Annotated in this window: 16 protein-coding genes; all 16 read right to left on the reverse strand. The window is 44.4% G+C overall.

All coding sequences use genetic code 11. The annotated features are described in order from the left end of the window. Positions 1–648: a UDP-glucuronic acid dehydrogenase gene (locus KKE17_07555; GenBank protein MBU1709843.1), complete on the reverse strand. Its 648-nt coding sequence runs from the start codon at positions 646–648 to the stop codon at positions 1–3. Further along, positions 645–1,742, reverse strand: coding sequence for a UDP-2,4-diacetamido-2,4,6-trideoxy-beta-L-altropyranose hydrolase (gene pseG, locus KKE17_07560; GenBank protein MBU1709844.1), 1,098 nt, complete (start codon positions 1,740–1,742; stop codon positions 645–647). Before pseG ends, KKE17_07555 begins: the two co-directional genes overlap by 4 nt. Continuing rightward, on the reverse strand, positions 1,739–3,043 hold the full coding sequence (locus KKE17_07565) for a DUF4910 domain-containing protein (GenBank protein MBU1709845.1): 1,305 nt from the start codon (positions 3,041–3,043) through the stop codon (positions 1,739–1,741). Before KKE17_07565 ends, pseG begins: the two co-directional genes overlap by 4 nt. A 3-nt stretch (positions 3,044–3,046) precedes the next feature. Then, a complete protein-coding gene (locus KKE17_07570) occupies positions 3,047–3,853 on the reverse strand; it encodes an AAC(3) family N-acetyltransferase (GenBank protein ID MBU1709846.1) in 807 nt (268 codons plus the stop codon). An 8-nt stretch (positions 3,854–3,861) separates the two neighbouring features. Then, on the reverse strand, positions 3,862–4,548 hold the full coding sequence (locus KKE17_07575) for a class I SAM-dependent methyltransferase (protein ID MBU1709847.1): 687 nt from the start codon (positions 4,546–4,548) through the stop codon (positions 3,862–3,864). After that, positions 4,545–4,796: a hypothetical protein gene (locus KKE17_07580; protein MBU1709848.1), complete on the reverse strand. Its 252-nt coding sequence runs from the start codon at positions 4,794–4,796 to the stop codon at positions 4,545–4,547. The genes KKE17_07575 and KKE17_07580 overlap by 4 nt, the downstream gene beginning before the upstream one ends. Positions 4,797–4,811: 15 nt before the next feature. Beyond that, positions 4,812–5,486: a cyclase family protein gene (locus KKE17_07585; protein MBU1709849.1), complete on the reverse strand. Its 675-nt coding sequence runs from the start codon at positions 5,484–5,486 to the stop codon at positions 4,812–4,814. Between the two features lies 1 nt (position 5,487). After that, entirely contained in the window at positions 5,488–6,114 is a 627-nt protein-coding gene (locus KKE17_07590) for a hypothetical protein (protein MBU1709850.1), read from the reverse strand. Beyond that, positions 6,111–7,544 (reverse strand): acyl--CoA ligase, encoded by a 1,434-nt coding sequence (locus KKE17_07595; protein ID MBU1709851.1) that lies wholly within the window; start codon positions 7,542–7,544, stop codon positions 6,111–6,113. The genes KKE17_07590 and KKE17_07595 overlap by 4 nt, the downstream gene beginning before the upstream one ends. Then, complete coding sequence (locus tag KKE17_07600; protein MBU1709852.1) at positions 7,544–8,599, reverse strand: 4-hydroxy-2-oxovalerate aldolase; 1,056 nt, start codon at positions 8,597–8,599, stop codon at positions 7,544–7,546. Before KKE17_07600 ends, KKE17_07595 begins: the two co-directional genes overlap by 1 nt. A 163-nt stretch (positions 8,600–8,762) precedes the next feature. Further along, positions 8,763–9,389, reverse strand: a complete 627-nt coding sequence (locus tag KKE17_07605; GenBank protein ID MBU1709853.1) for a pseudaminic acid biosynthesis-associated methylase — start codon at positions 9,387–9,389, stop codon at positions 8,763–8,765. A 34-nt stretch (positions 9,390–9,423) separates the two neighbouring features. Continuing rightward, the gene (gene pseF, locus KKE17_07610; protein ID MBU1709854.1) at positions 9,424–10,122 is read right to left on the reverse strand and encodes a pseudaminic acid cytidylyltransferase; all 699 of its coding nucleotides are present in this window, start codon (positions 10,120–10,122) and stop codon (positions 9,424–9,426) included. Beyond that, positions 10,122–11,288: a UDP-4-amino-4,6-dideoxy-N-acetyl-beta-L-altrosamine transaminase gene (gene pseC, locus KKE17_07615; GenBank protein MBU1709855.1), complete on the reverse strand. Its 1,167-nt coding sequence runs from the start codon at positions 11,286–11,288 to the stop codon at positions 10,122–10,124. Before pseC ends, pseF begins: the two co-directional genes overlap by 1 nt. A gap of 2 nt (positions 11,289–11,290) precedes the next feature. Then, a complete protein-coding gene (gene pseB, locus KKE17_07620) occupies positions 11,291–12,274 on the reverse strand; it encodes a UDP-N-acetylglucosamine 4,6-dehydratase (inverting) (protein ID MBU1709856.1) in 984 nt (327 codons plus the stop codon). Beyond that, entirely contained in the window at positions 12,267–14,120 is a 1,854-nt protein-coding gene (locus KKE17_07625) for an ABC transporter ATP-binding protein/permease (protein MBU1709857.1), read from the reverse strand. Before KKE17_07625 ends, pseB begins: the two co-directional genes overlap by 8 nt. A gap of 314 nt (positions 14,121–14,434) precedes the next feature. After that, on the reverse strand, positions 14,435–14,639 hold a 205-nt coding region (locus KKE17_07630; protein ID MBU1709858.1), incomplete at its 5' end, for a transcriptional activator RfaH.

Consider the following 14,639-nt stretch of genomic DNA (forward strand, 5'->3'; position numbering starts at 1 on the left):
TCACTCTTCCTCAATGGTAATTTTAGAAATTTCAATTTTATAACGATGCCCTGCAAAATCGAAAAACGCCGGATATCTTTGAGGATCTGAAATCCTTAGTAAATCAAACTGATCTGCAATAGATTTCATTGTGTCTAGCTTACTTTGCCCCGGGTTTCTACGAGTATAATAGGTCGCTTCACTTACTTCTTGTTGGCGGGGTTTAATTGACTGCAAATTGTCAACCGCAAAGCTCAGGAGATCAAGTTCAATCTGAAATAACTGATCATTTATTTCGTTATAAAGTTCATGTCCCTCTAAGTACATTTTCTTCTGGGTCCAAATTTTTCCTGAATCAACAGCGTCTTCGGCTTCCAGTAAGCTAACAGTAATACAATTATGACCCTCTAGAATTTGCCAGACAAGAGGAGACCAGCCACGACCTCGAGGTAAATCACTTGCGTGGATGACGAGGGTTTTTTGATACATACTTCTAATATCAAGTCCAATAATTTCATGACAAGAGATAAGAAATAAAATATCACCGCCCAATAGTTCATGTTTTGCATTCACTAATTCAATGCTATGCAGATCAGAATTCTCCTTTTGCCATCTTTTCAAAAACAAAGTAACCGGGTGTCCTTTACTGCAAAGAATAGAGATTCTCATATTTGCTCCATAAAATTAATCACCCTGCGCACTCCATGAGTATCCACCAAAGAGCCAGCTCTTTCTGCCATTTCTTTTAGTTTTCCAGGAGAAGAAAAAAACATTTTGAGGGCGTTTATGATATCATCGAACGTAACCTGTTGATACTCGCCCAGATATTGTATTGCACCAACCTTGGAGAGATTCTCAGCAATCCTAATCTGATTCTCAGCCAACGAGATAATTATGGAGGGGAGTTTCAATGCGCACCGTTCCCAACATGTCCCCCCCCCAGCACCGATTGCTAAATCAGCTGCCGCTAAAAGTTCAGCCATGTTGCAGACCTGACAATGATAGTTGACCAGCGGCATTTCTAAGCAGAGTTGTTCGATTTCCATCCTGTGTTGATTTGCAGCTCCGACCACAACATCTAAAAAAACATTCTTCTGAGGTAATGATCTGATAATCTTGATCACTCTTGCGGTTTCGTTGCTGGCATCAACCCCACCAAAAAACACCAGGATCCGATTAATTTTGCCTGTACGTTTCTTAAGCTGCGCCCGCATTTCTTTGAACTCAGGTCGCAATAAAGCAAATTTTGGCCCCAATAAGGTCAGGCACTCAATTGGAAGAAGACCATCGTAACGACCCTCTTCCGAATATAAATTCTGGTCAAGAAGCAAGTCACAATCATGAACACGATCTGCCAGATCGTCAATTATCATGATTTTCTCGACGTGCGGTCTCAACGTCTGTTCCCAATTTTGATTGAGAGCATAGTGATCAACAACCAGCCATTCACAAGAACTTCCCTGTTTCATGACCAGCAGGCATTCATTGGCATCCTGTTTCCATGGAACTTCAAGCCACGTCGCATGCGAGCACCAATCACTAGATCGATTGGTTCGTTCACTTCTTGGCAAAAGATGTACAAAGTGGCCGTGCTGACGAATCAGTCCGGACAGGTTCCCGGGAAGTTCTCGGCAAATGAACTCCGTCTCTGCTCCTATTTTTCGTAACTCAGCGGCCAAAGTCAAGCAGCGCATGACGTGCCCACTGCCAATAGTTGTCGAGGAATCAACCCTGAACATTATTCGTTTGCGCTCTTTTCTCATAATTCCGGGGCAGTTTCTTCCGAGGTTGTTGCAAGTAGGCCTACCTCCTTGAGACTCTCCACTACAGGATAAAGATCGGCGATAGAGACACCGATAATTTCGCTGATATCAATCAGATCGTGAGCCCCATCAGCATATGCCAGAAAGTTCATCATTGTCGCAACAGTTACCTTGCTTTCAATGGTACTTAGTGAGGGGTAGAGGCCACGTTTTCCCAGTTGCGGTTCACATGGAACCACACAGCGGTACTTAATATTATTTTCCAGCGCTAATATGCACTTTTGAACCATCTGGTAGCCTCCTTCAAGACCGGCTGGTGTAACCAGGGATAGATCATCATGTGAAGTATGGTATTCAGGATATTCCATATATTTGGAGCGACAAAGTGTGCAGACCGGCAGATCGACGCCGGGACTGCAATACTGTCGTTCGTCACTGCCACGATCAAGAAATGAGTAATATTTGAAATCGGGGGCATGATGCTTAAGGACGTGTTTCGCAACCTTATCTGCTAGGGTATTGCCAAAACGAGACGCGACATAGGAGTATTCTCTATCATCACCGAGGCAACTCAAGACAAAACCAGCCATTGTATTTTGCCGCATCATTTCAAGATTTATGCTGAGATAAGTAATAGCACCGATTGTTTCTGGAAGTAAAAGAATCCGGTAGGTGTAACGCCTTTTATCTAAACCCTGAAGCCAACGTGCCAGAGCCGTTGCCACGCACAGACCGGATAGTTCATTATTGGCCATCGCCGGGTGGCATATGTAAGTCGACAGCAATACTTCCTGTGATGAACTACCAGGCAATATTAGTTCTCCATAGGTGAGAGACCCCGGTGCTAGTGTTGAATCAATCCTGACATGATACCCCCCTGGATCCATGGACTTCCTGACGTTTTCAGAAAGGCAGAACCCCCAGTGACGCTTATAGTATGAGGTCACATATGGTATAGCATCAGGTTGTTCGGGCAGAGAATAAAGGTGTTTTTGCAGTTCGTCCAGATCGATCATCCTGTCAACTGGTTCTGAGTAACCCACTACATGCAGGTTGGATCGATGGAAATCAATCACGCGATGGCCTTTTTCATCCTCGATAAAGCCACTACGAATGTTCCATTCGTCTGGAACAGTCCAGTCGAAGGCTCTGGTGCCTGACGGCACTTCAACGATCTTTAGATTCGGCAGGATTCCCTTGAGGTAGATTAGTGTCTGCCGGACTCCGTCCCCACTCAGGCTACGGTTAATTGGGTAAAGATCTTTGACCCAAGCGTAGATTTCTTCACCAATAGATTTCATTTATCAACCTTCCGGAATAAGTTTGGGAAAGGTTCCATTCTGTTCTGCTTTGGTCAGTATCCAAGGGCGCTCCGGCAGTGTTCTCCGAAGAAGATCAAAAGTGTCTTGGGCTGAAATTACCCCGATGAAACCTCTGCCGACTCTATGTCTCCTATAAATACCTTGCTGTGAAGCCAATTTATCGAAAGGCTCAAAGACTGCCTGGGTATCATCTGAAGAGAGATAACGGACCCAGAGGGTAGATCTACGATGATAGGAATTACCACGTTTTACGACTATTCCCTCAAAGGACTTGTCAAACCGGTAGGGGACTTTCAGTTTTCTCTCAACATAATGCAGGAAGGTCGATCCAGCATCGAAATTCATATTGCATACCTTGCCCCCTACTTCAAGAAATCGTTCAAAAAAGCAATTAGATCCATAACTGTTTTCCGGAGCGTCGGCCGTCAGTAGTTTGGCCATCTGGCCGATTGATGCGACTGATATGGAGGGGTCTTCAGATCTACAAGCATTGGGCAAAGATCGCACGAATTCGGTAAAGATGCCACAGTTAGAAGGAGTCATGTCGGGATCGAAGACCTGTCCTTTGGGAAAAGAATAGGTGAATGTCGGTACCACTAGAGTCCCTGTTGGACCTATTACATCAAAGATTGCATCCAGGATGACATGACAAGCCACGTCCACCGTACGACCCTCTTCAGGGAAACCGAAAAAACCAATATTACTGTGTGAAAAGAGGATATCTCCCTCGACAATACCTAAAGCCTGCAACGATTCACTGAAAATTTGACGATTATATGAGATAGTCATGACAGAACTCAGCTTTTCACTCCAGTAACAATGAACCAATCTAAAATATCTGAAATAAGATAATCATGAGTCCGGCCGACTTGAACTTGATAAAAAAAACGGGAAAAGACCCTCTGTATGTTCTCCTCAGTTTCAAAATAATAAAATACTTGCCCCTTCCTGAAATCATCTTCACGGCCTATTCTAAATCGGTGACCTCCAAGGGGTTCACTATCTTTAAGAATCTTATGTTCAGGACCGGTAGTAGAGATGAAAAAGCGCCCGCCAGGCTTCAGAACACGGACGTATTCATTCAAAGCCTGTTCAATTCCATCCTCACAATTCTCGTAATGCAAAACATTCCAAGAGACAAGGAAATCAAAAGAATTCTCCTCGAAGGGAATACAAACGTTGGTTCCGCAGCGGGCGTCGATATCTTTACCTAATACCCTGAACTTCCTGCTGATATCGTCACAGATTCCCTGAGTAACTTCTATGGCACTGCAGTCTAGGCCAAGACCAGCCAGGAAAATAAGATTGTTCCCGTTGCCGCAACCAACGTCAAGTAACTTTTTTCCGGAAAAATATTTCGCTAAGCCAGGGATATAGCTCCCTTTGAACAGGCGAATCAGGGTCTCACTGGGCCAGAGTAATTCCGATCCATCGCCCTGGAATTTCTTATAGGCGTCAGCCCATTTTATGAACTCATCATTCATAATTCAGCCTTGTCCTCTAGAAGTTCACTGACAATTTCGGTCAATCCAGAGACGGATGCAAATCGCCGATCCTGGAAATGCTGCTCACTGAATTTGATTCCAAACTCCGTTTCCAAATCATCTATTAATTCAAGGACCCCAAAAGAATCGATTAACCCAAGTTCGAAGTAGTTCTGGAACTTAAAACCCTCTGGAAGTTTGCTGATTTTTGCAAACCAATCGGTAATCCATTGTTCCGTATGTCTCATCAAATACCTCAAGTCTCAATCGTCATAATTTTCAATTGCAAAACATCTCGCAGGCGCACCGTCTCCACCAGAAATTTTCAGTGGGGCGACAACGAGTTCGACCGCGGTCTTTCTCAAGAGTTCGAGGTTTACAAGGTACTCGACCAGAATAACTCCATTTTCAAGTAAGATCTTATGATTGGGGGCATCGTTTTCGCTCCCTTTGCAATTTAAAGGGTTATCTGGTTGAGCTGTATCCATACCCAGCAAAAGGCACCCTTCGCTGACTAAATAATGACATGCCGATTCAGACAAAAATGCATGGTCTTTGAAATACGAGTCTGATCCTATTTTGGAATCCCAACCGTACTTAAGTATTAATCTTGTTACATCTCTGCCAGCAATCGCTTCAAAAAGTTCGTCCTTGGAAACCTCATGAGAGTCATCCGCCCAGGTAAGATCAATAATGTTGGCGGGCCCGACCAGAATATCCAGAGGAATTTGATCTATCGTTTTACCATTTTCAATAAAATGGAGAGGTGCATCCACATGGGTCCCAGTATGAGTTCCGATCACAAGTCGGCGGGTTTCTCTGTTTTCTATCCCGTGATGACCAAGTTGTCTGATCTCAACAACCGGATGCCAGGGAGCGGAAAAAGTCGGCATACTTTCTGAGATTGCTAACGTCAGATCTACAATTCGTCGTGACATGTCAAATCTCCGGCTGAATGAATTCGCATAGAGCCCCTCCGGGAGTCCTAAACATAGCTATTTTAAGAAATTTACCATTTACCGTAAAATCGAAGGGATCGACAATATCCCAGCCACCTGAAATCTTCACCTTGTCTATATCAACGCAAATGTTGTTTGTGTAAAATGCTGCGCAGGTAAAACCAGGCGAATCGAGCATGCAGTTTTGTATATTGGTACCTTTTATGAATTTAATCCGAACTGACCAGCCTGGAACTGGAGACGTTAGCTTCATTGTTTCATTACATCCTGGCTCAAAGCGGAGTACCTTGTTCCAAAAATCTTTTTCGTTATTAACATTATCTGTTCGCAGTAACAACAGATCATCTTCAAGTGAAAAGGGGCCACAAGTCCCAACTTCCTCAGAACCGTGATCAATAACCTCAATAACAATACCGGTGCCGGCGACCGGACTGAAATATGCGATATCATGAACCTCCCGGTAGTGTGAAAGCAACTTGGCTTTTTGCGCATCGTTTGGAAGAGCATGCTCCAAGAAAAGGCATTTATATCCCTTCGCCAACAAGGTATCTCTACTAGCAAAAAGATCTGTTGTTGTTAGAGCGATATGATCAAACCCGATAATCATAAATGCTTTCGAAGCAACTCTTTTCTGATTTTTCCAGTTACTGTCATCGGTAGTTTACTTAATACTTCGAAACGACTCGGAACAGCATCCGGCACTAAACGAGCTTGACAATAAGATTTCAGGTCTTCCAGTTTGCTTGGAGATTCATTTTTAAGGGCAATGAAAGCTATCACCTCTTCGCCCCAGAAAGGGTGAGCTTTACCGAGCACTGCCGCCTCCGAAACTTCGGGATGAGAAATTAATACATCTTCGACAGCTCTTGGACTTACATTGATACCGCCATGGATAATCAAATCTTTAAGACGACCAGTTATGTACAATCGTCCCTGAGAATCTATCCGACCCAGATCACCGGTCGGTAGCCATTCGTCTAAAAATGGCTGTTGCGGTTCCCCGCATTCTCCGATTCGGTACTCAATAAGCATGTACGGAGAACGCAGCCACAACTCTCCTTCTTCTCCCGGTGTCAAGTCGTGTCCTGCTGCGTTGCGAGTTTGTATCTCGACACCATCCAATACCCTGCCGACTGAACCATCGCAAAACCCGTCTTCTTCCACCTGACAGGAGACCAGTAGAACCTCGGTCATCCCGTAACTCTCACGACAGATGACGCCAAAGACAGTCTCAAATGCATTCCTTACAGTCTGTGGTAGAGGTGCTGTTCCGACAAAGATCTGATGTAGATTTTTTGTCGTCCAAGCCGTTATTTCCTCGGAGCGATTGAGACGTGCCAGCATGGCTGCCATGGTTGGGGACAGCCAGAGGGTATTGATATCATGCTGTATGGCCAAAGGCCAGAAGTTACGGGCCATATCTGCGGAAAACCCAGGAGTGATGATCACTGTCCCGCCAGCAAGCAGGGGTGACAGTAAAGTATTCAAAAAACCCGCCATGTATGACATCGGCATGACATTTATCATGACAGTCGTCTCATCAATCCCGGCCAACCGATTAAATGCCGACACATTCTCCACCATTCTGGCGAAAGAGTGCCTTACACCTTTGGGCTGACTGGTGGTTCCAGAGGTGAAAAAAATCAGCTCTGCATCAGGATCAAAATGATATCCGCTATCGTGGACTTTCAGTATCGCAGTGTCGTCAAGATGCAATCCTTTACGAATGATCTTATCAGGGGGTGTATTAGCATAAAGGTATTGCTTCTGGGATTCCGGCAGCGCTGGATTCACCGGAACGATCCGGTAACCACCAACAGCCCCAGCTATGTAGACCACGGCAAAATCGATTGAATTACTAAGTTCGACGGCTACCGTCATCCTGCGATTTATGCCATCCAGCCGAAGCCTTTCCACCAGTGAAGCGGCACGTCGATATAACTGTGCATAGCTCAGCCTAATCTCACCACAGATCAGGGCTGTAGATCCAGAGCGCTGCGCGAAGGTATTTGAAAGAAGAGACGAAGCCTCTGACATCAGTTCTGCTCGCCTCCGTAGTAGTGTTTGTAGAGAGGTTTCCAGGATCCATGTGCTCCCTGTTTGGAAAGTTTTCTGGCCTGCTCGTCAACCATCTCTTCTGGTGCCTCAACCCGATCATTTTCACAGACTGATACGATCAGTTTTCTGGGGTCAACCCTGTGAATTTTAGAGATCTTTTCGATTGTAGGCATATAGCTAGAATGAAAAAGAGCTAGCCCTGAAATCATATCAATTGAGCTTAATCCAACCGACTTAATCATTGGTTGTATGAATTTTTCAGCAACATCCATCACTGCAATCGGGTCAATATCCATGTCAATACCTTGGCGCATCAAAGCACATAAAACTTGTTCGGTTGAAGCATTGCCTCCACCCCGCCCAAATCCCTGAAGTGAGGTGTCAACTATTTCAACTCCCAGTTCGATTGCTTGTAGTGAATTAGCTACTGCAAGGCCGAGGTTGTTGTGACCATGAAAACCTAACCGCAAGGATTCGCTCTGCTCCCGAACAGCGTAAACATAAGATGAAATCTCGTCCTGTAGCATTCCCCCTGCAGAGTCAACAAGATAGACCACATCTGCACCAAACTTTTCAGCTTCGATGGCATACTTAGCAAAAGCAGTTGGAGGGCAAACATAGGATTTCATGAAATTTGCACAAACAAACATTCCATGATTCTTCGCTAAAGAAATAAATGGCTCTGCCTGTTGATATTGTTCAATATTAGTACCGATCCGGATGAACTTCATTCCATATTGTGCTGCCAAATCGATGTGGGTTAATTCTGCGATTCCTGGTATGCAGAACATACCCCAATCGGACTTATGTATGGACTCAGAAGCAGCTCGGAGATAAACTTCATCAGTTTCCGCAGCTATGCCCTTACCTTTCTCAGATGCCCCAAGTCCCATGCCGTGACCCACTTCAATCAAGTCGAAGCCGACATCTTCAAGAGCTTTACAAATTTGTCTGGTATCATCCTCGGTAAATTGGAAGTTGTTTTCGTAGCTGCCATCTCGCAAGGTGCATTCAAGTATTCTGGGTTTTTCCATCTCAATCACCTCGTTGTATTTCTTTCTGACGGAAATTATTTATTGATTGAAATCTTTGTCGGTACATCCTTCGGCGAATTTTTGAAAGTCTGAAGACTGATCAAAATTCAAATAAATAATCATTTACAGCAAATGAAAGTTATTCAACTATAAATCTTTCTAATTATGATTTTTGCATCAGAAACCAAGTAATGTCATCTTGAGGAAAAGCTGGGTCACGGCGATACAAAAAACCATAATCTACCAGTTTTAGGTCAGGGTACTTTCCCAGCATTTCTCCCGCAAAATCCCTTTTAAACAAGCGGTCCACATGACCCCGATACGGAATGGATATGGGGGTGGGGCTGTAATATTCACACACTAATATTAGCCTGTTTGATGCCTGATATAATTTTTCGTAAACAGAATCCAGTATGTCTGGATTAATATGAATCAGGACGCCTTTTATCAATGAGAGATCCACTTTATCGACTATCGGATATTCGAGAATTGAACCTTCAAACACATTGCTCTCGCCAACCAAGTTTGTGAGTTGCTTTACGGCATTGTGGTTGATTTCAATCGCCTTCAGATGAATACTTGGATAAAGAAGTTGAAGCGCTTTCAGGTTTATTCCTATGTTCGCCCCGAATTCAAGGCAGGATGTAACCAACCCCGCATGTTTAAGAGCTTTTAAGAAAAGATTCAGGTTTGATGCCAGGCCTTGCACGCTGCTGTTCCGGCCAATGTAGTCAGTACCAAACTCACCAGCCCAAAATTCCTCTTGGGGTGTTTTGAATTTTTCAACCATATTAATCTCCGACAATAATTATCTTAAAATGTCCTTAGACAGGGAATTTTGCGCTATTAAAGACCTCAAACATCAATTCGGCTCGTTGCCAATCTTCGATAGTATCAATATCAACCACACGCCAACTGGGGATACCCAAGCCAGCACCATGCTTGTGAATTATCTTTCCTTCTAGCCATGTTTGTGTCAAACCCCAATAAAATTGACCTGCATCATAATAGGCTGGCTCAAGATCTTGAGTTCGAAACGGTACATATTGATTATAAAATGGTTCCATTAAACCATTCGGTAATTGACGAAGTGCACGCTCGATAGCTGAGGGAAAGACGGTAACAGGAAACACATAACCCAAGTCATTCGTTTCCAGCATGTGCAATCCAGCCACAAGATCTGCCACCTGAACAAAAGGCGCAGTCGCATAAATGCAGCACACTGCTGTTACGTCTAAACCCTGATCCAAAGTCCATTGTGTTGCATGAGAGATGACTTCGGTGGTGCCCGCATAGTCATTCGAGAGTTCATCCGGCCGTATGAAAGGCACTTCTGCGCCCCAAAGTTTAGACACCTCTGCGATCTCCTGGTCATCGGTGGAAACGATAATGCGATCAAACAGACCAGATGTTTTTGCTGCTTCAATAGGCCAGGCGATTATGGGCTTGCCGGCAAAGAGCTTGATATTCTTGCGGGGGATGCGTTTGCTTCCGCCGCGAGCGGGAATGATAGCGATGTTCATCAGCTTGTTGCCTCCCTTAATGCGGTTACCACTTGATTCTGTTGAGTTTCCGTCAGCCCCGGATATATCGGTATGCTGATCGCTTCGGCATAAAATTGTTCAGCTTCCGGGCAATATCCTGTCTCGAAACCCATGTCTGCATAATACGGCTGGCGGTACACAGGGATGTAGTGCAAATTTACGAGAATATTCGCCTCATGCAGAGCTTCATATACTTGACAATGTGTTTTATTTATTTCAGTCAACTTCAAACGAATAACATAGAGATGAAAACCGGAATAACCGTCTGAGTATTGAAATGGCGTAACCACGGGCAGACCGGATAACATCTGGTCATATCGTTTTGCAATTATTTGCCTCTTAGTAACGAATTCGTCCAGTCGCTGCAATTGGCTTAAACCAAGGGCAGCAAGTATGTCAGTCATGCGGTAATTGAAACCCAAATCTATTTGCTGGTAGTTCCAGATTTCATCCGGTGTCCGAGGATGCATGGCTGCCGCATCGCTGGTAATGCCATGGCTTCGGAGCAGCCGTAATCGCTTGGCCAATTGTGTATCGTTGGTCAGGGCCATACCGCCTTCGCCGCAGGTAATGATCTTGACGGGATGAAAACTGAATACGGTGATGTCGCTGTAGCGGCAGTTGCCGATAGGTTCGTTTTTATAGCGACCGCCAATGGCATGCGAGGCATCTTCAATGATCTTGAAGCCGTACCGCTGGCTTAGTGAATGAATACCTGCCATGTCGCAGGGCTGGCCACACATATGCACGGGAATCACGACTTTGGGTAGAGTTCCTATCTTTTCCGCGTGGGCCAGTTTTTCTGCCAGTCGCTCCACGCTTAAATTATAGGTGCGTGAATCGATGTCCACGAAATCAACCTGTGCACCGCAATACAAGGCACAATTGGCAGTCGCCACGAAGGTAATCGGGGTCGTCCATACAAGATCTCCTTTGCCAACGCCTAAGACCAGGCATGCGATGTGGAGTGCGCTGGTGGCACTATTGACCGCTACTGCATGTTGTGCGCCACAGTGACTTGCCACAGCATTTTCAAATGTGGGAACCACCGGCCCTTGAGTTATGTAATCAGATTCCAGGACTTCAACTACCGCCTGGATATCATCCTTGTTTATGTTTTGACGACCGTATGGAATAGTTTTCATAATCAGTTTAACAATCTTAACTCGTCAATAGTCAGAAAATGCGGATTAGATCCGGAATTATATTCAAAGCCCTGTGCAACCGGACTTCCATGTTCACCAATAGAGTTGGTTGTAAAATCTATCGCTCTGATAAAAGCTATACTTGGTGTAATCACATAGTGGTCTGCAAATTCAAGGGTAAGATGGGAATCATCAGCCGGACACATGATTTCGTGGATTTTTTCACCAGGTCTGATGCCAATTGTGTGTGTAGGCAATCCTGGGGCAATTGATTCGGCAAGGTCGGTTATGCGCATGGAAGGAATTTTTGGTACAAAGATTTCCCCGCCTTTCATCCTCTCAAAGTTTTTCAAGACAAAATTCACCCCGTCTTGCAAGGTTATCCAGAAACGAGTCATATCAGGATGGGTAATCGGGAGACTTTCGGCACCATCCTCGATAAGTTTTTTAAAAAACGGCACAACAGATCCACGGGAGCCAACGACGTTGCCATAGCGAACAGCGGCAAAACGGGTTAGATGTCTGCCTGCTAGATTATTCGCGGCGACAAACAGCTTGTCCGAGGCAAGTTTTGTTGCCCCGTAAAGATTAATGGGATTGGCTGCCTTGTCAGTTGACAGGGCGATGACTTTTTGAACATTGTTTGCCAGTGAAGCCTGGAGGACATTCTCCGCCCCATGAATATTTGTTTTGATGCATTCCATCGGGTTGTATTCTGCTGCCGGCACCTGTTTCAACGCAGCGGCATGAATGACATAATCAATGCCATTCATCGCCTGGGTCAGTCTTGGCAAGTCTCGGACATCACCGATAAAATATCGCATTACCGGATCATTTAAAAATTGCTGCATCTCAAACTGCTTCAACTCGTCTCTGGAGTAAATAACCAGACGTTTCGGATGGAATCTTTCCAGGATCGTTTTGGTGAACTGTTTTCCAAAAGATCCTGTCCCACCGGTGATTAAAATTGATTTGCCATCAAACAATTTCAGACTCCTTATCTATCTTAAATCCATTATTAGGTTCAGACATACCTGACTCTGCCATCTTTCGGAACTCTGCAGAAGATGAAATTAATTCTTCGTAGGTTCCACTGCCTGCTATGCATCCTTGGGTTAACAGATGAATCAAATCACACTCCTTAACTGTTGTGAGACGATGTGCGACTATAATAATTGTTTTTTCATGTGAAAGACTGTGAATTGCATCCATAATGACGTTTTCGGTCAAACCGTCAAGTGCACTTGTTGCCTCGTCTAGAACAAGCACTTTTGGGTCATGATAAAGAGCCCGGGCAATACCGATCCTCTGCCGTTGCCCCCCACTTAACCTTACGCCCCGTTCTCCCAAATCAGTATCATAACCATGGGGCAAATCATTTAATACAAAGTCGTGGATATTAGCGATTTTCGCGGCATTTATCACAGCTTCGCGGTCAATTTCTTCATCAGAAACACCAAAAGCAATATTTCTGGTAACCGTATCATCCGCCAAATAAATTTGTTGTGGTACATAGCCGATATTGTTTTGCCAGGATCTTAAATTCGCCACTTCAATCAAGGTGCCATCAATGGACATCTCTCCAGAGTCTATGGGCAAAAGGCCAAGAATTATATCAATCAAAGTTGTTTTGCCAGAACCGGTTTTACCGACAAGAGCAACTGTTGTATTCGCCTTGATAAACAGGCTGAGATTGCTAATAACGGTTGCATCTGATTGTGGATAGGTAAAGGTTATATTATTAAGTGTTATGCCTTTATTGAATGATAGGGATTCAACGGTCGGGTTATTCCCCTGGAGAGGTTCCCGGTCGTCTGGTTCGATCTGGAAATGGCGGTGGATTATATCAAGTGCAGCGGAATGATATCGAATCTGCGAGATACCTTGAAATATCCGATCAAGTCCTGGCATCAGGCGATATCCGGCAAAGGCATATAGCACAAGCATCGGTAGGATTTGGGCAAGATCTTTTTTGAGTAAAATCAGGTAAAGCATTATAAGCAACATGCCGCCAAAGACGATGGTTTCCAATGCATATTTTGGCAAAAGGGTTATAGCTTGGCTTGTTGAATCGCAAACGGCAAAATCATAGGATGGTTTCATGTAACGTTTTAAATATTCACCCTCTCTCCCCATCAGTTTCAACTCTTTAATCCCACCAAAAGCCTCCCCTGCGAGTTTAAATCGTTGTCCCTGAGCCTCGGTTGACATTTTGCCGCGCGCAGCTAATTTTTTTTTGGACAATTTGAAAACAGTGCCGTAGAGTCCGCCGCAAACCATAAAGACAATTACTGCCAATAACGGGTCCATGGCAATCAACAGCGCGAAAATACACAAAGCAATAACTGTTCGCGTAATAATTTGCAGAGTAGGAGACAAAACTCCAACAACAACTCGTTGAATCTCTGTAATAATATTCTTTACTAGCTCTGAGGAATTCTGGTTCAGGAAAAAAGAATAAGGCGCGCCCAGATACTTTTCGAAAAGCCTGCTAGAGAGTACATGCCCTCGAAGAAAGACAAAACGCAGCAGAAGCCACGTAGTAAGGGCCGCAAAGCTGTTGCTGAAGACAAGAATCAACAGAACCACGACACCCAGAAAAAAGAGGAATTGATTGTGGCTTGTCAGTCCGGTAAGGATGTAGGCGTGTGATAAAAGCTTATTTGTTTCTATTATTTCTGGTTTGGCCAGAACCGCCATAAACGGCATGATGGAAGCGATGCCGGTAATTTCAAGCAAACCCATAATCAGGATTGCCAGGAGCAGCCAGTACAGCTGCTTCCTTTCCTGATGGGTGATAAGGGAAAAAATTTTCCGTAAATTATCAATCATGATGGTGTGGTATTTATGGCCAATGGGAGAAAAGTCAAAACTTGAATTATCGCTCCTGATGATTTAAAAAATTTAGGAACGGAATATGCGTCCCGTCTCGTGTTTTTTGCGAGACCGACAATCATGTGAATTCGATTTACCTTGGATATCACTCCGTCAATTTGAACCGGCATGCAACCTGTTATTTCAGGCATGCTACCGCCATTCGGGTGAAGAAGTCCGTCCGGAGTTCAATAAATTGTCGAGAATAACTATGTTGTCTGCCCGGATTATTTCATTGTGTGGACAATTCTTCCGGCAGAGTTTGCGCCATATTAGACAGCTTCGAGCAAATCGCCGGATAGTTCAGTTTTGACCATCCGGTTTAACAGATTCAATAAAATTATCGCCCGGTCGTCGCCGCGACTTTCCAGGAAAATTCCGTCAAATCCTTCAAGCTCACCTTTGAAAACACGAATTTTGGTGCCAGGCTCAAATGCGTCAGAAACAGCGATATGGCCCTGATCATTTTCAAAGGAT

It is taken from the genome of Pseudomonadota bacterium, from assembly GCA_018823135.1.
In the GTDB taxonomy this organism is placed as follows: domain Bacteria; phylum Desulfobacterota; class Desulfobulbia; order Desulfobulbales; family CALZHT01; genus JAHJJF01.

What these genes read in the sequence shown, in the direction of transcription:
- KKE17_07555 (MBU1709843.1), bottom strand. Translation starts at nt 648, where the DNA reads ATGAGAATCTCTATTCTTTGCAGTAAAGGACACCCGGTTACTTTGTTT.
- pseG (MBU1709844.1), bottom strand. Translation starts at nt 1,742, where the DNA reads ATGAGAAAAGAGCGCAAACGAATAATGTTCAGGGTTGATTCCTCGACA.
- KKE17_07565 (MBU1709845.1), bottom strand. Translation starts at nt 3,043, where the DNA reads ATGAAATCTATTGGTGAAGAAATCTACGCTTGGGTCAAAGATCTTTAC.
- KKE17_07570 (MBU1709846.1), bottom strand. Translation starts at nt 3,853, where the DNA reads ATGACTATCTCATATAATCGTCAAATTTTCAGTGAATCGTTGCAGGCT.
- KKE17_07575 (MBU1709847.1), bottom strand. Translation starts at nt 4,548, where the DNA reads ATGAATGATGAGTTCATAAAATGGGCTGACGCCTATAAGAAATTCCAG.
- KKE17_07580 (MBU1709848.1), bottom strand. Translation starts at nt 4,796, where the DNA reads ATGAGACATACGGAACAATGGATTACCGATTGGTTTGCAAAAATCAGC.
- KKE17_07585 (MBU1709849.1), bottom strand. Translation starts at nt 5,486, where the DNA reads ATGTCACGACGAATTGTAGATCTGACGTTAGCAATCTCAGAAAGTATG.
- KKE17_07590 (MBU1709850.1), bottom strand. Translation starts at nt 6,114, where the DNA reads ATGATTATCGGGTTTGATCATATCGCTCTAACAACAACAGATCTTTTT.
- KKE17_07595 (MBU1709851.1), bottom strand. Translation starts at nt 7,544, where the DNA reads ATGTCAGAGGCTTCGTCTCTTCTTTCAAATACCTTCGCGCAGCGCTCT.
- KKE17_07600 (MBU1709852.1), bottom strand. Translation starts at nt 8,599, where the DNA reads ATGGAAAAACCCAGAATACTTGAATGCACCTTGCGAGATGGCAGCTAC.
- KKE17_07605 (MBU1709853.1), bottom strand. Translation starts at nt 9,389, where the DNA reads ATGGTTGAAAAATTCAAAACACCCCAAGAGGAATTTTGGGCTGGTGAG.
- pseF (MBU1709854.1), bottom strand. Translation starts at nt 10,122, where the DNA reads ATGAACATCGCTATCATTCCCGCTCGCGGCGGAAGCAAACGCATCCCC.
- pseC (MBU1709855.1), bottom strand. Translation starts at nt 11,288, where the DNA reads ATGAAAACTATTCCATACGGTCGTCAAAACATAAACAAGGATGATATC.
- KKE17_07625 (MBU1709857.1), bottom strand. Translation starts at nt 14,120, where the DNA reads ATGATTGATAATTTACGGAAAATTTTTTCCCTTATCACCCATCAGGAA.